Source organism: Methylobacterium sp. yr668, assembly GCF_900116245.1.
Lineage (GTDB): Bacteria > Pseudomonadota > Alphaproteobacteria > Rhizobiales > Beijerinckiaceae > Methylobacterium.
Genome location: NZ_FOZY01000001.1, coordinates 93296 through 117340 on the forward strand (window position 1 = coordinate 93296; position 24045 = coordinate 117340).

The 24045-nt window shown below is 72.0% G+C and carries 20 protein-coding genes; 13 read left to right on the top strand and 7 right to left on the bottom strand.

Annotated elements, in window-relative coordinates; all coding sequences use genetic code 11:
* The first annotated feature begins 31 nt into the window (after positions 1-31).
* Both mutL and BM419_RS00460 read left to right on the top strand, forming a co-directional pair.
* A complete protein-coding gene (gene mutL, locus BM419_RS00455) occupies positions 32-1978 on the top strand; it encodes a DNA mismatch repair endonuclease MutL (RefSeq protein WP_091924356.1) in 1947 nt (648 codons plus the stop codon).
* A gap of 175 nt (positions 1979-2153) precedes the next feature.
* A complete protein-coding gene (locus BM419_RS00460; protein WP_091924359.1) occupies positions 2154-2921 on the top strand; it encodes an SDR family NAD(P)-dependent oxidoreductase in 768 nt (255 codons plus the stop codon).
* Between the two features lie 40 nt (positions 2922-2961).
* Here BM419_RS00460 and BM419_RS00465 read toward each other — a convergent pair whose 3' ends face one another.
* The gene (locus BM419_RS00465; protein WP_091924362.1) at positions 2962-4614 is read right to left on the bottom strand and encodes an AMP-binding protein; all 1653 of its coding nucleotides are present in this window, start codon (positions 4612-4614) and stop codon (positions 2962-2964) included.
* 220 nt (positions 4615-4834) lie between these two features.
* Here BM419_RS00465 and BM419_RS00470 point away from each other — a divergent pair, with 220 nt between their 5' ends.
* The 4 genes from BM419_RS00470 (at position 4835) to BM419_RS00485 (ending at position 7578) form a co-directional block, all read left to right on the top strand.
* Entirely contained in the window at positions 4835-5374 is a 540-nt protein-coding gene (locus BM419_RS00470; RefSeq protein ID WP_056521976.1) for a phasin family protein, read from the top strand.
* Positions 5371-6309: an alpha/beta fold hydrolase gene (locus tag BM419_RS00475; protein ID WP_091924365.1), complete on the top strand. Its 939-nt coding sequence runs from the start codon at positions 5371-5373 to the stop codon at positions 6307-6309. Before BM419_RS00470 ends, BM419_RS00475 begins: the two co-directional genes overlap by 4 nt.
* 397 nt (positions 6310-6706) lie before the next feature.
* Complete coding sequence (locus BM419_RS00480; RefSeq protein ID WP_056521969.1) at positions 6707-7147, top strand: helix-turn-helix domain-containing protein; 441 nt, start codon at positions 6707-6709, stop codon at positions 7145-7147.
* Positions 7148-7203: 56 nt separating this feature from the next.
* A complete protein-coding gene (locus BM419_RS00485; RefSeq protein WP_056521966.1) occupies positions 7204-7578 on the top strand; it encodes a cupin domain-containing protein in 375 nt (124 codons plus the stop codon).
* Between the two features lie 7 nt (positions 7579-7585).
* On the opposite strand, the gene rsmD is transcribed toward BM419_RS00485, so the two are convergent.
* From rsmD to BM419_RS00505, 4 genes are all read right to left on the bottom strand, one after another.
* On the bottom strand, positions 7586-8143 hold the full coding sequence (gene rsmD, locus BM419_RS00490; RefSeq protein ID WP_091924368.1) for a 16S rRNA (guanine(966)-N(2))-methyltransferase RsmD: 558 nt from the start codon (positions 8141-8143) through the stop codon (positions 7586-7588).
* A complete protein-coding gene (locus tag BM419_RS00495) occupies positions 8140-9969 on the bottom strand; it encodes a pseudouridine synthase (protein WP_091924371.1) in 1830 nt (609 codons plus the stop codon). The genes rsmD and BM419_RS00495 overlap by 4 nt, the downstream gene beginning before the upstream one ends.
* A gap of 132 nt (positions 9970-10101) precedes the next feature.
* A complete protein-coding gene (locus BM419_RS00500) occupies positions 10102-10278 on the bottom strand; it encodes a DUF1328 domain-containing protein (RefSeq protein ID WP_012317097.1) in 177 nt (58 codons plus the stop codon).
* A 77-nt stretch (positions 10279-10355) separates the two neighbouring features.
* Positions 10356-10547, bottom strand: a complete 192-nt coding sequence (locus BM419_RS00505; RefSeq protein ID WP_020091448.1) for a CsbD family protein — start codon at positions 10545-10547, stop codon at positions 10356-10358.
* A 146-nt stretch (positions 10548-10693) separates the two neighbouring features.
* Between BM419_RS00505 and BM419_RS00510 the strand changes: the two genes are divergently transcribed.
* Positions 10694-11182 carry a nucleoside deaminase gene (locus tag BM419_RS00510; protein ID WP_020091449.1) on the top strand — a complete coding sequence of 163 codons (489 nt, stop codon included), beginning with the start codon at positions 10694-10696 and terminating at the stop codon, positions 11180-11182.
* A gap of 58 nt (positions 11183-11240) precedes the next feature.
* Positions 11241-11945: an SDR family oxidoreductase gene (locus BM419_RS00515; protein ID WP_091678040.1), complete on the top strand. Its 705-nt coding sequence runs from the start codon at positions 11241-11243 to the stop codon at positions 11943-11945.
* Between the two features lie 7 nt (positions 11946-11952).
* Here BM419_RS00515 and BM419_RS00520 read toward each other — a convergent pair whose 3' ends face one another.
* Complete coding sequence (locus BM419_RS00520) at positions 11953-13731, bottom strand: outer membrane beta-barrel protein (protein ID WP_091924374.1); 1779 nt, start codon at positions 13729-13731, stop codon at positions 11953-11955.
* Positions 13732-14049: 318 nt separating this feature from the next.
* Here BM419_RS00520 and BM419_RS00525 point away from each other — a divergent pair, with 318 nt between their 5' ends.
* Both BM419_RS00525 and BM419_RS00530 read left to right on the top strand, forming a co-directional pair.
* A complete protein-coding gene (locus BM419_RS00525; protein WP_091924377.1) occupies positions 14050-14550 on the top strand; it encodes a Ros/MucR family transcriptional regulator in 501 nt (166 codons plus the stop codon).
* A 153-nt stretch (positions 14551-14703) separates the two neighbouring features.
* Positions 14704-15879: an MFS transporter gene (locus tag BM419_RS00530; protein ID WP_091924380.1), complete on the top strand. Its 1176-nt coding sequence runs from the start codon at positions 14704-14706 to the stop codon at positions 15877-15879.
* Between the two features lie 4 nt (positions 15880-15883).
* On the opposite strand, the gene BM419_RS00535 is transcribed toward BM419_RS00530, so the two are convergent.
* Positions 15884-20728 carry an NAD-glutamate dehydrogenase gene (locus BM419_RS00535; RefSeq protein WP_091924383.1) on the bottom strand — a complete coding sequence of 1615 codons (4845 nt, stop codon included), beginning with the start codon at positions 20726-20728 and terminating at the stop codon, positions 15884-15886.
* A gap of 159 nt (positions 20729-20887) precedes the next feature.
* On the opposite strand from BM419_RS00535, the gene BM419_RS00540 reads away from it, so the two are divergent.
* The 3 genes from BM419_RS00540 (at position 20888) to BM419_RS00550 (ending at position 23979) form a co-directional block, all read left to right on the top strand.
* A complete protein-coding gene (locus tag BM419_RS00540) occupies positions 20888-21304 on the top strand; it encodes a MarR family winged helix-turn-helix transcriptional regulator (protein ID WP_091678033.1) in 417 nt (138 codons plus the stop codon).
* Positions 21305-21333: 29 nt separating this feature from the next.
* Positions 21334-22620, top strand: coding sequence for an MFS transporter (locus tag BM419_RS00545; protein WP_091924386.1), 1287 nt, complete (start codon positions 21334-21336; stop codon positions 22618-22620).
* 192 nt (positions 22621-22812) lie between these two features.
* The gene (locus BM419_RS00550) at positions 22813-23979 is read left to right on the top strand and encodes a multidrug effflux MFS transporter (RefSeq protein WP_091924769.1); all 1167 of its coding nucleotides are present in this window, start codon (positions 22813-22815) and stop codon (positions 23977-23979) included.
* Positions 23980-24045: the final 66 nt, after the last annotated feature.

Sequence of the window (24045 nt, forward strand, 5' to 3'; positions counted from 1 at the left end):
CGCCGCCGCGCAGGGACTATCCTGCGCGCCGATGTCCTCCCTGTCCGCGCCGTCCGTCCGCCGCCTCGACCCCGTCCTCGTCGATCGCATCGCCGCGGGCGAGGTGGTCGAGCGCCCGGCCTCGGCCGTGAAGGAGCTGGTCGAGAACGCGATCGATGCCGGGGCCCGGGCGATCGAGGTCACCGTCGAGGCCGGGGGGCGCCGGCTGATCCGGGTCGTCGACGACGGCCGGGGCATGACGCCGGACGATCTCGACCTCGCGGTCGAGCGGCACGCCACCTCCAAGCTCCCGGGCGGCGACCTCACGGCGATCGACACCCTGGGATTCCGCGGCGAGGCCCTGCCGTCGATCGGCGCGGTGTCGCGGCTCGCCATCGTCACCCGCACGCCGGAGGCCGAGGCGGGGGCGAGCCTCACCGTCGACGCGGGGATGAAGGGGCAGGTCCGTCCGGCCCCGGCCCAGCGCGGCACCCGGATCGAGGTGACCGAGCTCTTCGCCGCCACGCCGGCGCGGCTCAAGTTCCTGAAGTCGGACCGGGCCGAGAACGCCGCGATCGCCGAGACGCTGCGCCGCCTCGCCGCGACGCAGCCCAGGATCCGCTTCACCCTGAGAGCCGATGCCGGGCAGCCCCTGGTCCTGCCGGCCGAGACCGGGGCCGAGGCGGAGCTGCGCCGGCTCGCGGCGGTGCTGGGACAGGACTTCCTCGCCAACGCCCTGCCGGTCTCCCTAGCCCGGGAGGGCTTCGCGGTGACGGGCCATGTCGGCCTGCCGACCTACCATCGCGGCGCGGCGACGCACATCCACCTCGCGGTCAACGGCCGGCCGGTCCGCGACCGGCTCCTGCTCGGGGCGATCCGCGGCGCCTACGCCGACACCCTGGCCTCCGACCGGCACCCGGTGCTCGGCCTCGCCGTCGCGTGCGACCCCGGCCTCGTCGACGTCAACGTCCACCCGGCCAAGACCGAGGTGCGCTTCCGCGAGCCGGGCCTCGTGCGGGCGCTGATCGTGAGCGCGATCCATGACGCCCTGCGCCGCGGCGGCGCCCGCTCGGCCACCACCGGCGCCGCGCGGACCCTCGACGCCCTGCGCCCGGCCGGGGCGCCGCTCGCCACCCACAGCGGCGCCACCGCGCCGAGCCTGTTCCGGCCGACGCGGCCGGGCCCCTTCCCGAGCGGTGCACCCTCGGTGGCAGCGCCGCCCGGCTACCGTTCCTCGGCGGCGTGGAGGCCGGCACCGCAGCCGGCGCGGGTCGAGCCGACCGGCTTCGGCGAGGCCGCTCAGGCCGTCTGGGCCGGGCCCGAGCCCGAAGCCGTGGCGGCCGCGCCCCAGGCCGACACCCGCGTTGCCGCCGACGCTGTGGAGGCGCTCGATCATCCGCTGGGGGCCGCCCGCGCGCAGATCCACGAGACCTACATCCTCGCCCAGACCCGCGACGGTCTTGTGATCGTCGACCAGCACGCCGCCCACGAGCGCCTCGTCTACGAGCGGATGAAGACCGAGCGGGAGGCAGGCGGCATCGCCCGCCAGGGACTCCTGATTCCTGACGTCGTCGAGATGAGCCCCGAGGAGGCCGACCGGCTGGTCGCGGCCGCCCCGGACCTCGACCGGCTGGGACTGTCCATCGAGGCGTTCGGGCCGGGGGCGGTGCTCGTGCGCGAGGTGCCGGCCGCGCTGATCGGCGCCTCGACGCGCAAGCTCGTCACCGACATCCTCGACGCCCTGGACGCCAGCGGCGACGAGGAGGGCGGAGAGCCGGCGACCGAGGGCGGCCCGCTCGGGCGGCGCCTCGACGCGGTCCTGTCGCGCATGAGCTGCCACGGCTCAATCCGGGCCGGGCGACGCCTGCGGCCGGAGGAGATGAATGCCCTCCTGCGCGAGATGGAGGCGACGCCGAATTCCGGACAGTGCAATCACGGGCGCCCGACCTCGATCGAGCTGAAGCTCGCTGACATCGAGCGGCTGTTCGGCCGCCGATGAGCGGGCAGGAGCTCCGTGCCGGCTGGCGGACCCGGCGGAGCGGGTCCACAACAGGGTCCGGCGCCGCGGCCTGAAGACCGGCGGCGCGTGCAGGGGAGGCGCAGAGCCATGACCGATTTCGTTATCACCGGCGCGTTCCGGGTCGCCCTGCCGAGCGTCACCGCGGCCCGCTGATATGGCGAATCCGTTCGACCTCGCCGGCCGCCACGTTCTCGTCACCGGGGCCTCCAGCGGCCTCGGCCGTCACTTCGCCGGGACCCTAGCCCGCGCCGGCGCGCGCCTCTCGCTGGGCGCCCGCCGTGCCGACGCCCTCGCCGAGACCGTCGCCCGCGTCACGTCCGCGCGCGGGGAGGCCCACGCCGTCGTCATGGACGTCACCGACGCCGCGAGCGTTGAGCGGGCGCTCGACGCCGCCGAAGAGCGCTTCGGACCGGTGGCGGTGCTGGTGAACAATGCCGGCGTGACGGCGACGAAGCCGGCCCTCGACCTCGCGGAATCCGACTGGGACGCGGTGCTCGACACGAATCTCAAAGGCGTCTGGCAGGTCGCCCAGGCCACCGGCCGGCGCATGGTCCGGCACGGCGCGGGCGGCAGCATCGTCAACATCGCGTCGATCCTCGGGCTGCGGGTCACCGGCGGGCTCGCCCCCTACGCCACCTCGAAGGCGGCGGTCGTCCAGCTCACCAAGAGCCTCGCGCTCGAGTGGGCCCGCTACGGGATCCGGGTGAACGCCCTCGCGCCGGGCTACATCAAGACCGAGCTCAACGACGCCTTCTTCGAGTCCGATGCCGGCCGGGCGCTGATCAGGCGCATTCCGCAGCGCCGGCTGGGCGAGGCCGCCGAACTCGACGGGCCGCTCCTGCTCCTGGCCTCGGAGGCCGGCGCCTACATGACCGGCAGCGTCCTGGCGGTCGACGGCGGCCATCTCGTCTCCGGCCTGTAGCGGTCGCCCGAAACGGCTCCCGTCACGGGACCGGCGCGGGTCAGAGGGTCCGCGCCTGCTCGCGCAGGACGAATTTCTGGATCTTGCCGGTCGAGGTCTTCGGCAGCGGCCCGAACACCACCGTCTTCGGCACCTTGAACCGCGCCATGTGCTCGCGACAGAACGCGATCAACTCCTGGTCGCTCGGCACCGCTGCGCCGGGCTTCACCTCCAGGAACGCGCAGGGGCTCTCGCCCCAGGTCGGATCCGGCCGCGCCACGACGGCCGCCAGCATCACGGCGGGATGGCGCATCAGCACCTCCTCCACCTCCAGGCTGGAGATGTTCTCGCCGCCCGAGATGATGATGTCCTTCGCTCGGTCCTTGATCTCCACCGACCCGTCGGGATGCCAGACCGCGAGGTCGCCGGTCCGGTACCAGCCGCCGGCGAGTGCCTCCTCGGTCGCGCCCGGGTTGCCGAGATAGCCCTTCATCACCGTGTTGCCGCGCAGGCGGATCTCGCCGACTGTCGTGCCGTCTTGCGGCACCGGCGCGTCGGTCACGGTGTCGGCGACGCTCACCGCCTCGAGCGTCGCCAGGGGCACGCCCTGGCGGGCCATGCGGGCGTGTCGCTCGGTGTCGGGGAGATCGGTCCAGTCCGGCTGCGCCAGGCAGACCGTCGCGGGGCCGTAGCTCTCGGTGGCGCCGTAGAGATGCGTCACCTGGAAGCCGAGCTCCTCCATGGTGCGGATGATCGTCGAGGACGGCGCCGCGCCGCCGACCGCGCAGCGCACGCGCTGGGGGAACGGCACACGGTCCTGCGCCGGCGCGTGCGCGATCATCGAGAGGACGATCGGGGCGCCGCACAGATGCGTCACCCCGTGCTCGGCGATCAGCCTGAAGATCGCCGCCGGCTCGACCTTGCGCAGGCAGACCTGCGTGGCGCAGGCGGCGACACTCGCCCAAGGGTAGGACCAACCGCTGCAGTGGAACATCGGCAGCGTCCAGAGATACACGCTCTCGCCGGTCAGGCCGAACGTGACGGCGTTGCCGAGCGCCTGGAGATAGCCGCCGCGATGGCTGTAGACGGCGCCTTTGGGATCGCCGGTCGTCCCCGACGTGTAGAGCAGGCAGAGCGACTGCCACTCGTCCTCAGGGCCGTGCCAGGCGTAGTCCGGATCGCCCTCGGCCAGCAGATCCTCGTAGGGCAGGGCCCCGTCGATCCCGGTCGCGCCGATCGCCACGACGAGGACCGGCTCGGCGAGTTCCGCGAGCGCCCGCGCGGCCAGCGCGGCGTACTCGGCCTCGACGAGGAGCGCCCGGGCGCCCCCGTGCCGCAGCGAGAACGCGATCGTCGCCGCGTCGAGGCGCGTATTCAGTGGGTTCAGCACCGCGCCGAGCATCGGCACGGCGAAGTGCGCCTCGATCATCTCCGGGACGTTCGGCGCCAGGATCGCCACGGTGTCGAGTGGCCCGACCCCCCGGGCCGCGAGGCCCGCGGCGAGGCGCCGGCAGCGCGCGTAGAGGTCCGCGTAGGTGAGGCGGCGGTGGCCGTCGATCACGGCGATCCGCCCCCCCGCCGCGGCGGCGGCCCGCGCCAGCAGGCTGACGGGGGTCAGCGGGACGTAGTTGGCCGGCCGGCGGGCGAGCCCGGCCTCGAACGGATGAGAGCCCGTCTCGCGGACCTCGGTCTGGGTCGGACGGGTGTCCGTCATCGTGCAGCCTTCTGATCGGGCGGCGGGCGTGGCGTGCGCTCCGCGCGACGAAGATTTCGCCGCCGTCGTGCCTGTCAATCACTGCCACCGTGACAATGTGGGCCGCGCGCGGATTCTGTTACAGAGCCCTGTTGACGGGAGATCGCCCCTGGCGGATGCCCGTATTCCAGCGACGCGCCGTCGGGACCGCGTGCGACCGGCCCATCTGCGGGAGACGATTGTGGGGAACGACAACCTGCCGGCGATCTCCGGGGAGACCGGCCGCGCCGCGGTGGAGGGCGGCGTCGCCCGGGCGCGCGAGGCGTACGAGCGCTTCGCCGAGGCGGGCGAGATGGCGCTGAACGCCTTCGAGGCCTCGATGGCGCAGAGCTTCGAGGGCTGGCGCGCGGTGATGGGCTCCAGCCGCGAGACCGCGCACCAACTCACCGACAGCAACGTGGCCGGCGCCCGCCGGGTGCGCGAGCAGTGGGACGCCGCCGGCGCCCGGCTCTACAACGCGTTCGAGGATAACGCCGTCCACGCCATGGCGGCGATGCGCGAGATCGGCCACCGGATGCTCGTGGCCTCCGACACCAATGTCCGCGCGAGCCTCGACTTCGCGGACCGCGTCGCCAAGGCGGCAGATGCCCGCGAGGTCGCGGCGCTGAACATCGCGTTCCTGCAGGAGCAGGCGCGCCGGCTGACCGACCAGATGGTCGACCTCCATCAGACGACCGGCCGTCTCGCCCGCGAGGCCGCCGCGCGCACGGAGACCCCGTGACGGCCGGCACCGCGGCGCCCGCTCCCGGACCTGAGGCGACGCCGCGGCTCGACGACCTGAGCCGCGCCGACGTGCCGTTCCGGACCGGCCATTTCCTGGCCTACGCGCCCCACGACTTCCACCGCATCGCCTACGTGGAATGGGGTGACCCGGACAGCCCGCACGTCGTCGTCTGCGTCCACGGTCTCAGCCGCCAGGGCCGCGATTTCGACGCCCTCGGCTATCGCCTCGCGAAGCTCGGGTACCGGGTGATCTGCCCGGACCTGCCTGGGCGCGGCCTCAGCGGATGGCTGAGGGACCCGGAACTCTACGGCCTGCCACAATACGCCGCCGACATGGCCGCGCTCATCGCCCATCTCCGGGTCCCCGGGAAGATCGACTGGGTGGGCACGTCTCTCGGCGGCCTGACCGGCATGGTCCTGGCCGCGGCCGCCCGCACCCCGATCCGCCGGATGGTGATCAACGATATCGGCCCGTTCCTGCCCTGGGCGCCCATCCGCGAGATTGGGTCGCGCCTGCGGGACGCGCCCCGGCTGCACCATAACCTCGCCTCGGGCGAATCGCGTCTGCGCACGGTGCTGGGCGCGTTCGGCCCGCTCACCGACGAGCAGTGGCGCCACATCGCCAAGCACAGCTTCTTCCAGGAGCCCAACGGCGGCTGGCGACCCCACTACGATCCCGGCATCGGAGACGCCTTCCGACCGGGCCGCGTCTACAGCGTGAGCATGTGGCGCGACTGGGACGCGATCACCTGTCCGGTCCTGCTGCTCCGCGGCGAGCACTCGGAACTCCTCCTCGCCTCGACGGCCGACGAGATGACGCGCCGAGGACCGCCGACGCGCCGCGTCGAGATTCCCGATTGCGGCCACGCGCCCGCGTTGCTCGACGACGACCAGTTGCGAATCGTCCTCGATTGGCTCGGCCCGGCGGCGTGATTCCGTCGCCGGCGCGCGCCACCGAGCTCTGAGTCGACCGTTTGCTGTCGTACGGATTTCCCTGGGATCGGCCCGGCGGGCCCAACGCGGCGCAGGCAACCTGATATCGCCCGGCAGTGTTCGAGAGTGAATTTTTAGCTGATCTCGCTCACTTATATTTGATCGGGCCCGGTATTTGAGTTGTTCTCGCGGCGGGCACTGGAGGGCCTAAATTGCGGTCTTCCGGACCTAAGATTTCGAGAGCGTAACCATTCGTTGCACGCGCGGCTGACCTGTGGCACTAACAGATGTCAGGTCTGGATCTTGGCCGCGCAATGTTGCACCTGTCGGTTGTGATTGGCGCCCTGGATCCGGGCGAGCAAGCCTGAAGACAGCAAGAACATCCGGACTACCAACTATGGCGAACCCAACCCCCAAGCCGAAGCAGACCACAGCCATCGATCACGGGGTCGGCAGCCGCATCGCGTTCCTTCGGGCGGCGAATGGACTGAGCCAGTCCGCGCTGGCCAGCGCGCTGGGCGTCAGCTTCCAGCAGGTCCAGAAGTACGAGACCGGCAAGAACCGTGTCGGTGCCGGCCGCCTGCAGGCGATCGCCGAGCGGCTCGGCGTTCCGGTCTCGAGCTTCTTCGAGCCCGAGCCCGAGGCGACGACGGATAGCGGTCCCGCTCTGCTGCGCGTCGCCGGCGCCGTCGAACTACTCCGGGCCTACAATCAGATCGCCGACGATCAGATGCGCCGCGACGTGCTCTCCCTCGTCAAATCCGCGGCGCGGATCGGTCAGACCAAGACCTCGGACGGCGCGGCACCGCAGGCGGGCGGCGCTCCGCGCAACTCCTGACATCCGGGCCTTGCCCGGCGCCGATCCGGCGCCGGGCGGTCCCTGCAGGCGGGATCATGGACTCTCTCCCGACCCGTGTGACCCACCTGCTCGCCGACCTGCCGCTCCGGGCGGACGACGAGATCGTGTCGGTCCTGGTCTCCGAGCCGGGCCTGCGGGTGGAGCGCATCGTCTCGACCGGTCAGGCGAGCCCGCCGGGATTCTACTACGACCAGCCGGATACCGAGTGGGTCGCCGTCCTGACGGGCGCGGCCGACCTTCGGTTCGCCGACGAGGCGGAGGCCCGTCGCCTCGTCGCGGGTGACGCCGTGCTGATCGCGCCGCATCGTCGGCACCGGGTGGAGTGGACCGACTCACCCACCGTTTGGCTGGCGATCCATTTCGGGTCTCAAGTCGGCGCTACGGATCCGGCTTCGCGCGATCGGGACTAAGCACGATTCAGACGGCGAATCGGGCGATCGCCACGGCCGTATCCCCGTAGACGCGCCGCTCCAGTTCCGCGAAGCCGGCCGGCCAGACGACCTGCGCGGCCTCGACCTCCTCGACGACGATGAGAGCCCCGGGCGCCAGCCAGGCTCCCTCGGCGGCGCTTTTCAGGGCGCGCGGCGCGAGATCACGGCCGTAGGGCGGATCGCAGAAGACCAGCGAGAAGGTGCCCGCCGTGGAGGCCGGGCCGAGACGGGTCGCGTCCCGCCGAAACAGGCGCGTCACGCCTTCGGCACCCAGAGCCTCGATGTTCTCGCGGATCACCGCGCGCGCCTCTGCGCCCTCGTCGACGAGGAGGGCGTAGGCGGCGCCCCGCGAGAGCGCCTCGAAGCCGAGGGCACCCGTACCGGCGAACAGGTCGAGGACCCGGGCGCCGGCGACGGCGTCGTCGTAGGCGTGGGCGAGCACGTTGAACAACGATTCCCGCAGGCGGTCCGATGTCGGCCGAATGGCGTCGGTGCGCGGCGTGGCGAGCCTGCGGCCCCGCCACGCGCCGCCGACGATCCTCACCGCGTCCCGCGCGGCGGCCGGCCGCCGCCGGGCTTGGCGCCCCCGCGCGGCGCACCGGGACGAGCACCAGGACGACCGCCCGTGTCCGACCCGCCCGCGGGTCCGTTGCGCCGACCCTGGCCAGCCCCCTTGCCGGCGAAACCGCCGGGCTTGCCACCGGGGCGGCTTCCGCCGGGACGCGCACCCCCGGTCTTCGGGCCACCGAACGCGGGCTTGCCCCCGGCGGCAGCGGGCTTCTGGCCGCGGAAGCCGCCCGGCTTCCGCGACGCGCCCTCCGCCGGCCCGGCGTCGAACGGTCGGTCGCGCCGGCCCCCGGGCTTGCCCCCGCGCTCGTCGAATCGCCGCTCGTCCCGCGGAGCCTCGCTCCGCGCGCTCTCGCGGCGCGGGCGCTCATCGCCGCGGCGCTCATCGCGCCGACCGGCGGGGCGCTCCTGCCGCTCCGGCATCCCCCGGTCGGCGAAGCGGCGCTTCGGCTTGGCGACGGGCTCGGGCTCCGCCGGCGTTGCGGACAGGCGCTCGACGACGACCCGGCGGTCGCCGGCCCGGATCGAGCCGACGCGCTCGCGGCCGCGTTCTGCCGCCGCCGCCTGCGCGGCCCGGGGATCCGCGCCGCGCCGGGGAATGCGCGTCCCCCGCGGCTTGGCCGCGTCCTCGTCGCGCCACGCGGAGTTGCGCGGTCCGGGACCGGTGCCCCCGGTCGAGACGCGCGGCGCCGGCGCGGGACGCGCGGCATTGCGCCGGGAAGATGCCGGCTGCGCCGATTGGGCGTCCCGATCCGCCGGGCGGGTGCCACCGAACGGCGAGATCGGCTCGCGGACCGGACTGTCGAAATCCACGCCGGCCTGCTCGGCGAGGCTCTTGCCGAGCTGATCCTTGAGGACGCGGGTCCGCACCTCCTCGACCAGGCCGACCTCCAGGTCGCCGAGCTGGAAAGGTCCGAAGGAGAGCCGTATCAGCCGGTTCACCGACAGCCCGAGATGCTCGAGGATGCGCTTGACCTCGCGATTCTTGCCCTCGCGCAGGCCGAGCGTCAGCCAGACGTTGTCGCCCTGCACGCGGTCGAGGGTCGCCTCGACGGGGCCGTACTCCATCCCGTCGATGGTGACGCCCTTGGACAGCCGGTCGAGCTGCGCCTGATCGGTGTCGCCGTGGGCGCGGACTCGGTAGCGGCGCAGCCAGCCCGTGTCGGGATGCGCGATCACCTTGGCGAGCCCGCCGTCATTGGTGAGCAGCAGCAGCCCCTCGGTGTTGATGTCGAGCCGTCCGACCGCCACGACCCGGGGCAGATCCTCCGGGAGCACGTCGAACACCGTCTGGCGGCCCTCCGGGTCCCGGGCGGTCGTCACTACGCCCCGCGGTTTGTGGAAGATCCACAGGCGGCTGCGCTCCCGCGACGGCATCGGCTCGCCGTCGATCAGGATCCGGTCGTTCTCGGTGACGTTGCGGGCCGGGGATGTCAGCGTCTCGCCGTTGACGCTGACACGTCCGGCCAGGATCATCGTCTCGGCGTCGCGCCGCGAGGCGACGCCGGCCCGTGCCATCGCCTTCGCGATGCGCTCGCCGGGCGGCGTCTCGATCAGGGCTTCGGCGTCCGCGGACGCTTCGGGACCTGGTTCCGGCTGCGGCTCTGGCAGAGGCTCCGCCTGCGAAGCGGGCTGCGGCTTGGCCTTCCGCGCCGTCTTCTTCGCGGCAGAACTGGCAGGCCGCTCGGTGTCGGCATCGGCACGGCCCGCATCGGTGGGCGGTGCCCAGCTCTCGGTGCGCGCTGACTCGGGGGCCGGACGGGCGGTCCCCTCCGGCTTATCGTCGTTCGGCAAGTCGCTCATGCCTGCCGCTTATCAGAGCCGGTTCCGACAGGCGAGACGGGTTGTGCACCGGTGCGAGTCGCCTCAACGCGAAGAGGCGGCCGGTCGGGACCGCCTCGAAGACTTGGATGGCGGGTCGAAGACCCGCGTTCGTCAGAGTCTCGGCGAGCGCCCGCGCATCACGCCGAACACGGCGGAGATCAGGAACAGCGCGATCGCCACGAAGAAGACGATCTTGGCCGCCTCCATCGCCGTGCCGGCTATGCCGCCGAAACCGAGGAGCGCCGCCACGAGAGCGACGACGAGAAACGTGACAGCCCAGCCGATCATGGCATCCTCGCGTTATTCGGGTCGGTTCAGTTCTGGAACCCGCCCGAGGCGGGTTCCGTTCCGGTCGCGCTCGACGATCAGAGCTTGTCGGTGGCGGACTTCACCGCGCTCTTGGCGTCGCCGACGGTGCCCTGAGCCTTGCCCTTGAGTTCCTGGGCGGCACCTTCGGCCTTGAGCTTGTCGTTACCGGTCACGTCGCCGATGCCCTGCTTGGCCTTGCCGACGGCCTCGTTGGCGACGCCCTTGATCTTGTCGGTGGTGCTGCTCATGGCGTTGTCCTCTTGTTCGATCTGCGGCGGCGCCGCACTGGTTCCTGAAACGGTCACGGTCGGCGGAATGTTCCAGGCCTTAACATTGACTTGGGTCAGGCCAGCCCGCCGCCCCGGGCCCGTCGCGTCAGTGGGATGAGAACAGCTTGGCTGCCGATCCGATCCATCCGGCACGGGCGGAAACGTCCGGACCGCTGACCGCGCTCGATCACGCTTTCGCGGCCGCCCGCGCCGCGGCCGCTGCCGGGGAGGTCCCGGTCGGCGCCGCGGTGGTCCGGGACGGGGTCATCCTGGCGGTGGCGCATAATCGGCCGCGCGAATTGCACGACCCGACGGCGCACGCGGAGATCCTGGCGATCCGCGCGGCCTGCGCGGCCCTCGGCACCGAGCGCCTCGTCGGCTGCGATCTCTACGTCACCCTGGAGCCGTGCCCGATGTGCGCGGGCGCGATATCCTTCGCGCGCATCCGGCGGCTCTACTACGGCGCGGCCGATCCGAAGGGGGGTGGGGTCGAGCACGGGCCGCGCGTCTTCGATCAGCCGACCTGCCACCACGTGCCCGAGGTCTACGGCGGGTTCCGCGAGCGCGAGGCGGCCGATCTGCTCCGGGCGTTCTTCGCGCAGCGCCGCGACTGACGCGGGGCGGGCGTACAGGTTCCCAACGGCCCTGGGCGGGTCAGCAGAGGAGGAGAGGATGATCCCGACCTATTCCAGAGCCCTGATCGTCGGGGCGGGCTCCGGCCTCAGCGCATCGCTGGCGCGCCTGTTCGCGGCCGACGGCATGACGATCGGCCTCGCCGCCCGGAACGTCGACAAGCTCGCCGCACTGGCGGAGGAGACGGGCGCGGCGGTCCATGCCTGCGACGCCAGCCGGCCCGCTGAGGTCGAGGCGCTGTTCGCCCGCCTGGAGCCCGCGCTCGGTGGTCCGCCGGACGTCGTCGTCTACAACGCGAGCGGTCGTCTCCGCGGCCCGGTCGCCGATCTCGACCCGGACGCGGTCGCCCAGGCGCTGATGGTGTCCGCGTATGGCGGTTTCCTCGTGGCGCAGGCCGCGGCGCGCCGCATGCTGCCGCATCGCCACGGCGCGATCCTGCTCACCGGCGCCTCGGCGAGCGTGAAGGGCTTCGCGGGATCGGCCCCGTTCGCGATGGGGAAGTTCGCGCTGCGGGGACTGGGTCAGAGCCTCGCCCGGGAATTGCAGCCCCACGGGATCCACGTCGCGCACATCGTGATCGACGGCGCCATCCGCAATCCGGCCCGCGGCGGCGAGCCGCCGGAGGCCCCCGACAGCCATCTCGATCCCGACGCCATCGCCAGGGCCTATCGCGACCTCCTGCGCCAGGATCGGAGCGCCTGGACCTCCGAACTGGAACTGCGTCCCTGGACGGAGCGGTTCTGAGGCCGCCTCAGGGATTCACGCGCAGGCCGAGCAGGAAGGTGTTCTCCCGGAAGCTGGACCCGGCGACCGTGCTGTCGAACTTCTGATAGATGTACGTGCCGCGCAGGGTCAGCCAGCGGGTGAAGTGGTAGTCGAGCCGCGCGGTCGCCGAGAACCCGTTCTCGCGGATGCTGCTGCTCTGGTAGTCGTTCCGGAGATACGATCCGCCGAGGACGATCGAGAGGTTGCGCATCAGGTCGTGCTGCACCTCGAGCGTCGCGACCTCGGTGAGCACACCGCTGGAGCCCGGGATCGTCGTCTCGGTGACGCCGGTCGCGGCGGTGAGACGGACGGTCGTGAGCGGACTCGCCGCCCAGACCAGGGCCGCGTTGAGCAACGGCGCGTTGATGTCGCGCAGGCTCGGATCGACGTAGGTCCGATGCTGGATGCCGGCGGAGATCTCGCCCGTCACCGAGCGCGCGAGGCCGATGCTCGTCCCGAAGGCGACCGCGATGCCGTCCGAGTCGCGCCGGACGCCCGTCGCGTCGAAGCGGCGGTCGTAGACGCGCGTGTCGCCGAGCAGGTCGATAAACGGGCTGAAATCCGGGTTGATCTCGTAGGCCGTGCGCAGCTGCAGGCTGTACTGGTTCAGGTTGCGGTCGGACTGATTGACGATCGTCCCGTCCGCCAAACGCGCATTGTCGAACTCGGAGCGGTCGACGGACCCGCGCAGGGTGACCGACAGGCGGTTGAACGTCTCCGTCGCCCCGAGCGAACCGCCGTAGACGGCCAGGAGCGGCCGTGTCGTGGCGGTGGCAGCCTGGAGGTTGGCGCTCGACGTGCGCTGCGTGTCCACCAGGAACCGCCCCTCCGCGTCGATGCGCAGGTCCCGATTGGCGTCGATGCGCAGCCGGACCACGCCGTCTGCCGCGGGGCGGCTCGCGGCCTCGTTCTGCGGGGTCTCGAGGTACGAGCCCCGGAGCGAGCCCTGCAGCGAGCTGGAGGACCAGTTGCTCCGGAAGTCGACCGTGGCATCGGTGCGCAGCGCGACCGAGCCCTTGGCGATCTGGCGGGTGGTCTGGTCCGGGTTCGAATCGTAGCCGACGCTCTGGGCGAAGGTGGGCAGGACGGTGAAGGTCCCGACCTGATAGCCGATCGGCGCGTAGGCCGGATCGGTGGGGATCGCGCGCGCTAGGTCGGTGCCGAGGATGAAGCCCGGGGTCAGGAGGCCGAGAGCCGGCGCGATCGACTGGAACGGGAGGATCGGCCGGATCGGCGTCACGACCTGCGGGTTCGGGACCCCGACGACCGCCTGCTGGACCACCGGCGTCAGCCGCAGCGCCGGCGGCGGTATCTGCGTGACGTCCTGAGTGACCCGCCGCGTCGCCGCGCCGATCCGCCGCGGCGGAGCGGCGCGCGTGCGCAGGAGGGTCGACGGCGCGAGATTGGCCGGTGCCGTCGAGGATCCGCCGGTGCGCCGTCCCCCTGTGGTGACGCGGGTGCTGAGCTGGGACACGCCGGGCTGACCCGGGATCTGCGTCTGCGCGGGGGGCGAGAGCGGCGACCGGAGGCTGTCACCGCCGGTCTGCTCGCCGCCCGCCGCGTCGCCGCCCAGCGCGCCGCGATTCTGGTCGCGGCTCAGGCCGTCCGGGATGGTGCGCTTGAGTGTGGGCAGGCCGTTCGGGCCCGTGTCCTGGCCGATGCCGGGATTGTCGGGCTGGCCGGTAACCGGGCTGGTCGCGTCGAACCGCTGGGCTGCCGCCGGTGCCGCGAGCGTGACGCCGAGCGCCGCGGCGGCGAGCCGCATCCTCCGCCGTTCCCACCGGTCAGCCGCCGTCCGCACCTGATGCCGGTCTCCGCCAAAGTCCCCGACACCAGAGCGCGGAGATTGCAGGTCACACCACCCCGGAACAGTGCCGGTATGGTTAACGAACCCTAGCGGCGACGTGGTTAATGCCCCGTCAACGGCGGTGGGGCGGAAGGTTTGCGGCCCATCGATCCGATCTCACCTGTCGATCACGAATACGTTTGAGCTATTTCGTGCACTATGCTACATAGGCGCAGACTTCGGCCGACTCCGAGAGGAATTGATCGGCCTGAATGATTGTAACTCCTGAGGTTTGCCGTGAGTGAGAACGCAGGCAGTGAGCTCAGCCCGGCGATCGGGCTCGCGGTCGATATCGTCGCCGCTTACGTGTCGAACAACTCCGTTCCGGTCTCCGAACTTCCCGGATTGATCGGCGGTATCCACGCGGCGCTGAACAGTTTGACAACTCAAGGTCGCGCCGCGAACTCGAGCGTCGAGAAGCTCAGTCCGTCGCAGATCCGCAAATCAGTCACGAATGATCACATCGTCAGCTTCGAGGACGGGAAGCCGTACAAGACGCTCCGGCGTCACCTGACGCTGCGCGGCCTGACGCCCGAAGCCTACCGGGAGAAGTGGGGCCTGCCCCGGGACTATCCGATGACCGCGGCGAGCTATTCGGCGCAGCGATCGGAGCTGGCACGCGCCCTCGGGCTCGGACAGCAGCGCCGGAAGACCCGCGGAGGGGCCGCGGCTGCCATCGAGGCGCCCCCTGCGCCGACTGCGAAGTCGCGGAGGCGGAAGAAGGTACCGGCTGAGTGAGAGGTCCGAGCGGGGGCTAAGCCGCGTCGTATCCGCGACGCGGCCCTTGCGCGCCGCGCAACTGTGCGCCGCGCCTCCGACGCTATCCATCGGCGACCGCGCTGCGATGCTGCTCTGCACCATCGAGCTCAGCCCGCGCCGAAGGACGTCCCCGTGCCGCCCCTGCCGATCCTCGCCCTCGCCGTCGCCTCGTTCGGGATCGGCACGACCGAATTCGTCATCATGGGCCTGCTCCCGGAGGTGGCGCAGAGCTTCGGCGTCACCATTCCCCAGGCCGGCTACCTCGTCTCGGGCTACGCCATGGGCGTGGTCGTGGGCGCGCCGATCGTGGCGATCGCGACCGCGGGCCTGCCGCGCAAGACCGCGCTGCTGGCGCTGATGGCGGTGTTCCTGGCCGGCAATCTCGGTTGCGCGCTGGCGCCGAGCTACGCACTGCTCATGGCCGCGCGGATCCTGACGGCCTTCGCGCACGGCGCGTTCTTCGGCATCGGCGCCGTTGTGGCGCGGGATCTCGTGCCGCGGGAGAAGCGCACGCAGGCGGTCTCGCTGATGTTCGCGGGCCTCACCCTCGCCAACGTGCTCGGCGTGCCGCTGGGCACCGCCCTCGGGCAGGAGGCGGGCTGGCGCTCGACCTTCTGGGCGGTGGTCGTGATCGGGCTCGCGGCCGGGCTCGCGATCCAGCTCTGCGTGCCGGACGGGCTTCCCGGGACCCGCGGCCGGCTCGTCAGCGAGTTTCGCGCGCTCGGGCGCTGGCCGGTGCTGCGGCCGATGCTGATCTCGACGCTGTCCTCGGTGAGCTTCTTCACGGTGTTCACCTACATCACGCCGTTCCTGACCGGCGTGACTGGCTTCACGCCGCAGGGCGTGACCGGCGTGCTGTTCGCCGCCGGCACGGGCTTGACCGTCGGCAATCTCCTCGGTGGGCATCTGGCCGACCGGGGCCCGATGGCCACCATCGTCGGCAGCTTCCTGGGCATCGTGGCGGCCCTGCTGGTGCTCGCCGCGGTCGCGCACCATCCGGCGCTCACGGTGGCGGTCGTGGTGCTCTGGTCGGGCCTGGTCTTCGCCCTGGTCTCGCCCCTCCAGATCTGGGTCGTGGAGGCGGCGAGCGACGCGCCGAACCTTGCCTCGACGCTGAACCAGGGCGCGTTCAACCTCGGCAACGCCAGCGGCGCCTGGATCGGGGGCACGGCGCTGACCCTCGGGGCCGGCTACGGCCAGCTCCCGCTGATCGCCGCCGCGGTGTCGCTCGCCGGGCTCGGACTGGTGCTCACCGCGGTCGGCCGCGGACGCCGGAGCGTCATATCGGCATCCGCGCCCGGGGCCTGATCGATCAGTCGGCCCGGACGAGGTCGCCGAGCAGGCTCGCCGCCACCGTCGCCTTGGAGACCGTGAGGCCGGAGGCGCTGATCGCGTCCACGGCCTCGCGGATCCGGGCGAGCGAGGTGCCGCGCGCCCGGATCCAGGCCTCCACCGCCTCCGGCCCGGCGCCGAGATCCGCCACCACCTCGGCCGTCAGCTTGCGGTGCGCTGCGGCGATGCCGGCGCCCGCGCGCTCTAGGGCCACGCGGTCGAACGTGTCGGCCACCGGGACGGTCCGCGCCGCGGCGGCGAGATCGTCCAGGCGGAAGGTGTGCTCCAGGGCGAAATGCGTGGCCGCGACCTCCTCGACTGGGCGCCCACTGGCCTCGGCGACCCGGACGATGTCGGGGGCGGAGACCAACGCGCTGAGCGAGGCCAGGCGCCGCGCCTGGGCCGGGGCCATGCCGTGCCCGGTCAACTCCGCCGCGCGGGCGCCGATCGTCGCCAGCGCCTCGTCGCCGAGCACGTTGGGGAGGGCGGCCTCCACGGCGGCGATGCCGTCCCGGTAGCGGGCGACCACCGGGGCGAGACCGCCGCCCAGGTCGAGGTTACGGATGAACCACACGATCCGGTTCGTCAGCAGATCCTGCACCTCCGCGTAGAGGTCGAGCTGGCCCTGGCCGGGAATCCGACCGGCGAGGCCGTCGATGGCGAGGTTCAGCTCCATCAGGCCGAAGGCGTCGCGGGTCACCGCGTAGGCCTTGGCGATGGTCGCGGCGTCCGCGCCGGTGCCGTCGACGAGCCGCGTCACCAGCGACGGGCCGCCGCGATTGACGATGATGTTGGCGAGCGCCGTGGCGATGATCTCGCGGCGTAGGCGGTGTCCCTTGACGGCGTCGGGGAAGCGTTCGCGCAGGGCCTTCGGGAAGTAGCGCTGCAGCTCCCGGTCGAAGTACGGGTCGTTCGGCACGGCGCTCTCGAGGATCGCGTCGTGCAGCGACAGCTTCGCGTAGGCGAGCAGCACGGCGTATTCCGGGCGGGTCAGCCCCTCGTTCCGCCGCATGCGCTCGGCGAGCGTGCCGTCGTCCGGCAGGAACTCCACCGCCCGGTCGAGCCGGCCCTCCGCCTCCAGTGCCTGCATCGTCCGCATGGCGAAACCGGTCTCCCCCAGCCCCCCGCGCTGGGCAAGGGACAGGGCGAGCGTCTGCAACTCGTTGTTGCGCAGCACGAGGCGCCCGACCTCGTCGGTCATGTCGGCGAGCAGGGTGTTGCGCGCCTCGTAGCTGAGCCTGCCGTCCCGCTCCGGCGTCATCAGCGCGATCTTGATGTTCACCTCGACATCCGACGTGTTCACGCCGGCCGAGTTGTCGATCGCGTCGGTGTTGAGGCGGACGCCCGCGCGCGCCGCCTCGATGCGCCCGCGCTGCGTCAGGCCGAGATTGGCGCCCTCGCCGACGACCTTCGCGCGCAGCTCCGGCCCAGTGATGCGCAGGGCGTCGTTCGCGCGGTCGCCGGCATCTTCGTCGGTCTCGGTGGTGGCCCGGACATAGGTGCCGATGCCGCCGAACCAGAGCAGGTCGGCCGGCGCCTTCAGGATCGCCTGCATCAGCTCGGTGGGCGTCGCCTCGGACCGGTCGAAGCCCAGCGCCGACCGGATCGCCTCCGAGAGCGGCACGGTCTTCAGGCTGCGCGGGAACACGCCGCCGCCCTCCGAGATCTGGCTCTTGTCGTAATCCGCCCAGGAGGACCGCCCCAGATCGAACAGGCGCCGCCGCTCGGCGAAGCTCGCCGCGGCGTCCGGGTTCGGGTCGAGGAAGATGTCGCGGTGGTCGAAGGCCGCGATCAGGCGGATGCTCTCGGAGAGGAGCATGCCGTTGCCGAAGACGTCGCCCGACATGTCGCCGACGCCGACCGTGGTGATTGGGTCGGTCTGCACGTCCACGTCGATCTCGCGGAAATGCCGGCGCACCGCCTCCCAGGCGCCGCGGGCGGTGATGCCCATGCCCTTGTGGTCGTAGCCCTGGCTGCCGCCGGACGCGAAGGCGTCGCCGAGCCAGTGGCCCTTCTCCAGCGAGAGGGCGTTGGCGATGTCCGAGAAGGTGGCGGTGCCCTTGTCGGCGGCGACCACCAGGTAGGCGTCGTCGGGATCGTGCCGCACCGTGTCGGGCGGCGGCACGATGGCGTTGTCGACGATGTTGTCGGTCAGTTCGAGCAGCGTGCGGATGAAGATCCGGTAGCTCTCGGTCCCCTCCTGCATCCAGGCGGCGCGGTCGGAGGCCGGCGGCAGCCGCTTCGGAAAGAAGCCGCCCTTGGCGCCCACCGGCACGATCACGGCGTTCTTCACCTGCTGGGCCTTCACGAGGCCGAGGATCTCGGTGCGGAAATCCTCCGGCCGGTCGGACCAGCGCAGGCCGCCGCGGGCCACGTAGCCGAAGCGGAGGTGCACGCCTTCGACGCGGGGCGAGTAGACGAAGATCTCGAAGAACGGCCGCGGCAGCGGCATCGCCGTCACCTTGGCGCAGGCGAACTTGAAGCTGATCGTCTCTCGCGGCTGCCCGTCGGCGCCTGTCTGGTAGAAGTTCGTCCGCACCGCCGCCTCGACGAGGTTGACGAACCGGCGGAGGATCCGGTCGTCGTCGAGGCTCGTGACCTCGGCGAGCGCCGTCTCGATCTCGGCGCGTACCTCGGCCTCCTGCGCGGTCCGGTCACCGGTGAGCGCCGGGTCGAACCGGGCGCGGAACAGCGCCACGATCGCGCGCGCGATCCCGGCGTGGCGGCTCAGCGTGCCCGCGAGGTAGTCCTGCCCGTAGCGGATACGCAGCTGGCGCAGGTAGCGGCCCAGGGCCCGCAGCAGGGCCGCCTCCCGCCAGGGGAGGGCTGCCTCAAGGACGAGCCGGTTGTACCCGTCGGACTCGGCGATGCCGTCCGCGATGGCGAGCATCGCGGCCTCCAGCGGGCGTTCCAGCGCCGCGAGGTCGATCGGGGCGCCGGTGGCCCGCTCGATCAGCATGTCGTGCAGCCAGACCCGCGCGGCCTCGTCCGTCCCGGCCGGCGCGATCTGGTACGTGCGCTCGTTGATGACGCGGAAGCCGAGATTCTCGAGCGCCGGGACCCGGTCGGACAGCGCGATCGCCGTGCCGCGCGAGAACGCCTTCAGGCGGACCTGCGCCTCGGGGTCGCTGGGCCGCCGATCGAGATGGACGGCCCGCGGCTGAGTCTCGCCGAGGCTGTCGAGGATCGTCACGTCGGCGACGGCGACCTCAGGCTGGAAATTGTCCCGATAGGCGGCCGAGAACGCGTCGCCGTAGCGGGCGGCGAGTTGCCGCGCGCGGTCGCCCCCCTGGGATTCGGCCAGCGCCGCCCGCAGCGCGTCGCCCCAGGTCCGGACCAGGGCGACGATCCCGGCCTCCAGGGAGGCGGGATCGTGCTCGGGGCTGCCCTGATCGGGCAGGCCGATGATGTAGTGGATCCGGGCGAGCGAGCCTTCCGGGTAGTCGGGGTAGGACGCGCTGAGCCGCCCGCCGTAGGTCTCGGCGAGGTAGCTGCCGATCCGTCCCCGGATCGCGGAATCGTAGCGGTCCTTCGGGACGTAGACGAGCAGCGACACGAAGCGGCCGAACCGGTCGGGCCGGGACAGCACGCGGACCCGCGGGCGGTCGGCCAGGGCGGCGATGGCCAGGGTGAACCGGTAGAGCCGCTCGCCGTCGATCTGGAAGAGTTCGTCCCGCGGGTAGCTCTCCAGCACGGCGAGGAGGCTGCGGCCGGCATGGCTCGTCGGGTCGAGGCCGGCGCGCTGGACGACGGCCTCGACCTTCCGGCGTAGGACCGGAACCTCGCGGGCCGGGCTCGTGTAGGCCGAGGCGGTGAACAGGCCGACGATCCGCACCTCGCCCGACAGCTTGCCGAGGCCGGAGAACAGCTTGACGCCGATATAGTCCAGGTAGGCCGAGCGGTGGACTCGGGACTTCACGCTGGCCTTGGTGATGATCAGCGGCTGCGGCTCTTCCAGGAAGGCGAGGATCTCCGGCGTGTAGTCCACCGGCGTCCGGCCACGGCGCAGGGGCGTCGCGCCGGGATCGCGGAGCACGCCGAGGCTCGACCCCTCGACCAGCGGGTGAGCGTCGCCGGCGATGCCGTGCTCCTGCAGGCCGAGGATGAGGAACTGGCCGTCGGTCAGCCATTCGAGGAAGGCGCGCGCCTCCTCGGTCTCCGGTCCCGGCATCGGGGTCGGCCCGCGCCCGAGATCGGCGGCGAGGTCGGTGAGGCGCGCCAGCATGGCGTCGTGGTCGTCGCTCGCCAGGGCGACATCCCGGTAGACCGTCGCGAGCGCGTTCAGGAGCCGCTCGCCGGTCTCGGCCGCCACGGGGTCGAGGTGGATGTGGATGAAGCTCTCGCGCGCGAGACTGCCCTGCGCGTCCGCGGTCGTCTCCCCGACCACCCGGATGAGCCCGCCCGCGCCGTCCCGCTCCACCCCGAGGATCGGGTGCGCCACGAGCTGCGGGGCGAGGCCCTGCTCGGTCAGTTCGGCCAGGGTCGAGTCCAGCAGGAACGGACGGTTGTCGTTGATCACCTCCAGGACCGTCGTCTCGCGCGCACGGCCGTCGCGCACCAGCTGGCTGTCGCTCAGGCGCAGCCGCGCCGGGTCGCCCGGCCTCCGCGGCTCGGACAGGAAGGCGCGGGCGCGGGCGGCGAGATCCGCCAGGACAGAGGGATCGTAGGGAGCGAGATCCTCCGGCGTCACGCGGCCGAACAGGTCGCGGACGAAGCCGCCGGGTCCGCCCTGCTCGGTGACGATGTCGGCGGCCGCCTCTATCAGCCCGGTGCGGGCCGTCTTCTGCTCCGAGGAGGACAACGCCGTCGCGGTCTCGAGTGTCATCGCGCTTCTCCCGAACCGGGTCACTCGCCCAAGCGATAGCAGCGTGACCGGCCGTGTCGATGACAGCGCCCGCCCGTTTCCGGGCCAACGGGTGTCGATCGCTGCGAACCGTCAGCTTCGCCTTGCCGAACGCCCGATGCGTGCATATACACCCATACCATGAGCGCCCCGTCACCCGAGCCGTGCACCTGCTCCGCCCTGCGTCGCGCCACGCGGGCGCTGACGGCGATCTACGACGCCGCCCTGAAGCCGACCGGGCTCCGCGTGACCCAGTTCGCGATCCTGCGGCTGCTGGACCGGCTCGGACCGGTCCCGGTCTCCCGCCTCGCCGCCGAGGCGGCGCTGGAGCGCACCACGATGGGCCGCAACCTCGACCCGCTCAAGCGCCGCGGCTTCGTCTCGGTCACGCCCGGCGCGTCGGATCCGCGCGAGCGCCGCGTGTCCCTGACCGCGTCGGGCCGCGAGGCCCTCGCGGCCGCGACGCCCTACTGGCGCGAGGCGCAGAGCCGTATCAACGCCCGGGTCGATCCCGCGACCGTCTCCGCCCTGGCGGAGTCCCTGATCTCCGCCGCCTGACCGATCCGCCCCGCTTCCGGAGCCCGTCCATGACCGCCCTGACAGAGACGCGCCCCGGGTCGCGCCTGCACTACGCCTGGATCGTCGTCGCGGTGACCTTCCTGGTCCTGCTCGTCGGGGCCGGTGTCCGCGCCACGCCGAGCGTGCTGATCGTCCCCTGGGAGCGGGAATTCGGCTGGACCGCGGCCACGATCGGCGTCGGCATCGCGCTCAACATCTTCCTGTACGGGATGATCGGCCCCTTCGCGGTGGCGATCATCGAGCGGTTCGGCCTGCGGCGCTCGGTCTGCGGTGCGCTCCTGATCCTGGCAATCGGCACCGCCGCCACTAGCCTGATGACCGCGCCCTGGCAGATGGTCCTGCTCTGGGGCCTCGTCGTCGGATCCGGGTCCGGCATGGTGGCCAACGTGCTGGGCGCCACCGTGGCCGGGCGCTGGTTCGCCAAGCGCCGGGGTCTCGTGCTCGGCCTGCTGACCGCGAGCAGCGCCACGGGTCAGCTGGTCTTCCTGCCGATGCTGGCCTCGATCGCGGTGGGGCAGGGCTGGCGCTCTGTCTCTCTGGTGGTCGCCGCCGCGACCCTGGCGCTGATCCCGCTGGCGGCCCTGCTCCTGCGCGACCGGCCGGCGGATCTCGGCCTGCCCCGCTACGGCGAGGACGCGGTGACGCCGACGCCGGTGCTGACCGAGAACCCGGCCATGCGGGCGCTCCGCGGCCTGCGCATCGGCCTGCGCTCCCGGGATTTCTGGCTGCTCGCCGGCACGTTCTTCATCTGCGGCGCCTCGACCAACGGCCTGATCGGCACCCACCTGATCCCGGCCTGCATCGATCACGGTATCGCCGAGGTCACGGCTGCCGGCCTGCTGGCGCTCATGGGGATCTGCGATCTGATCGGCACCACGGCGTCGGGCTGGCTCACCGACCGGTTCGACTCGCGCAAGCTGCTGGCGTGGTATTACGGCCTGCGCGGCCTCTCGCTGATCTTCCTGCCCTATTCCTTCGACTACAGCTTCTACGGCTTGTCGCTGTTCGCGGTCTTCTACGGCCTCGACTGGATCGCGACGGTGCCGCCCACCGTCCAGCTCGCGGGCAAATCCTTCGGCGAGGAGAACGCGGCGCTGATGTTCGGCTGGATCGCGGCCGCGCACCAGATCGGCGCGGCGTCGGCGGCGTGGCTCGCCGGCATGGTCCGGACCGAGAGTGGCACCTATCTCGGCGCCTTCGTGGCGGCCGGCCTGCTCTGCCTCGTCGCCGCCCTGATGGCCGCCTTCGTGGGCCGCAAGCCCGACGCGCCGGCCCTGCGCCCGCTGCCGGCCTGAACTGCGCGGCGCGGGCAGGGTTGTCACAACTGTGCCGTGAAGGACGAGCCCTGATCGGCCCGTTCCCGCGCACCCCGAGAGCCCGCCGTGACCATCGCGATTCGGCCCGTGCCGCCGGTCCAGGACGTCCGCGCCCCGCGGCCCTGGTCCGGGCCGGGCTTCGCCGAGTTCGTCGCCATCATCGCCCTGATGATGGCGGTGACGGCGATCTCCATCGACAACCTGCTGCCTGCCTTCCCGGCCATCGAGGCGCGGTTCGCGGTGGCCGATCCCAACCGGCTGCAGCTCCTCGTCTACGTCTACATGATCGGCTTCGGCTTCGCGCAGATCGTCTACGGGCCGGTCTCCGACGCCCTCGGGCGACGGCCGGTGCTGCTGGCAAGCCTCGCCGTCTACGTGATCGGCTGCTTCCTCGCCATGGTGGCGCCGAGCTTCGGCTGCCTGCTCGCCGCCCGGATCATCCAGGGCATCGGCGCCGCCGGTGGGCGGGTGCTGTCGGTGGCGATCGTGCGCGACCGGTTCGCCGGCCGCGAGATGGCGAGCGTCATGTCGCTCACCATGATGGTGTTCCTGATCGTCCCGATGATCGCGCCGGCGATCGGCGGCATGATGCTGGCGCTGGGCTCCTGGGTCTACGTCTTCGTCTCGATGCTGGTCCTCGCCTTCTGGCTGACGATCTGGTTCTCCCTGCGGATGCCCGAGACGCTGCACCCGGAATATCGCCGGCCGCTCTCGCCGGCCGCGACCTGGGAGGCGATCCGCCTGACGCTGAAGACCCGCGTCGCCGTCGGCTACGCCACCGCGCTCGGGCTGATGACCGGCTGCATCATGGGCTACGTCGGCTCGGCGCAGCAGGTCTTCGATACCGGCCTGTACCACCTCGGCCCGCTCTTCCCGCTGGCCTTCGGGCTCGTGGCCGGCGCCATGGGCGCGGCGACGCTGATCAACGCCCGCGTGGTCCGGCGGCTCGGGATGCGGGCGATGTCGCACAGCGGCGTCATCGCCTTCACGCTCGTCGGCCTCGCGCAGGTCGGCGTCGGGCTGGCCTATCACGGCCACCCGCCGCTGGCCGTGTTCCTGTCGATCCTCGCGGTGAACCAGTTCCTGATCAGCTTCGCGATGCCGAACTTCAACGCCCTCGCGCTGGAGCCCCTCGGGGCCATCGCCGGCACGGCCTCGTCGTTCCTCGGCTTCTACACGACGATCCTGGGCGCGTTCTGCGGCTTCCTGATCGGTCAGTCCTTCGACGGCACGGTGCTCCCGGTGGCGATCGGCTACGCGAGTCTCGGCGCCCTGGCGCTCCTCGTCGTCGCCTGGACCGAGCGTGGCCGCCTGTTCCGCGGCGGCGTCGGCGGTTGAGGCGGCGGCGGTTGAGGCGTCGGTTCAGGCGGCGTCCTTAACGGGGTCTTCAGCGGAAAGTTGCAA

Coding starts and splice junctions, on each gene's coding strand:
- BM419_RS00465 (WP_091924362.1), bottom strand. CDS start 4,614: ATGACGGACACCCGTCCGACCCAGACCGAGGTCCGCGAGACGGGCTCT.
- BM419_RS00545 (WP_091924386.1), top strand. CDS start 21,334: ATGACCGCCCTGACAGAGACGCGCCCCGGGTCGCGCCTGCACTACGCC.
- BM419_RS00515 (WP_091678040.1), top strand. CDS start 11,241: ATGATCCCGACCTATTCCAGAGCCCTGATCGTCGGGGCGGGCTCCGGC.
- BM419_RS00535 (WP_091924383.1), bottom strand. CDS start 20,728: ATGACACTCGAGACCGCGACGGCGTTGTCCTCCTCGGAGCAGAAGACG.
- BM419_RS00550 (WP_091924769.1), top strand. CDS start 22,813: ATGGCGGTGACGGCGATCTCCATCGACAACCTGCTGCCTGCCTTCCCG.
- BM419_RS00540 (WP_091678033.1), top strand. CDS start 20,888: ATGAGCGCCCCGTCACCCGAGCCGTGCACCTGCTCCGCCCTGCGTCGC.
- BM419_RS00460 (WP_091924359.1), top strand. CDS start 2,154: ATGGCGAATCCGTTCGACCTCGCCGGCCGCCACGTTCTCGTCACCGGG.
- BM419_RS00500 (WP_012317097.1), bottom strand. CDS start 10,278: ATGATCGGCTGGGCTGTCACGTTTCTCGTCGTCGCTCTCGTGGCGGCG.
- mutL (WP_091924356.1), top strand. CDS start 32: ATGTCCTCCCTGTCCGCGCCGTCCGTCCGCCGCCTCGACCCCGTCCTC.
- BM419_RS00520 (WP_091924374.1), bottom strand. CDS start 13,731: ATGCGGCTCGCCGCCGCGGCGCTCGGCGTCACGCTCGCGGCACCGGCG.
- BM419_RS00485 (WP_056521966.1), top strand. CDS start 7,204: ATGGACTCTCTCCCGACCCGTGTGACCCACCTGCTCGCCGACCTGCCG.
- BM419_RS00505 (WP_020091448.1), bottom strand. CDS start 10,547: ATGAGCAGCACCACCGACAAGATCAAGGGCGTCGCCAACGAGGCCGTC.
- BM419_RS00480 (WP_056521969.1), top strand. CDS start 6,707: ATGGCGAACCCAACCCCCAAGCCGAAGCAGACCACAGCCATCGATCAC.
- BM419_RS00495 (WP_091924371.1), bottom strand. CDS start 9,969: ATGAGCGACTTGCCGAACGACGATAAGCCGGAGGGGACCGCCCGTCCG.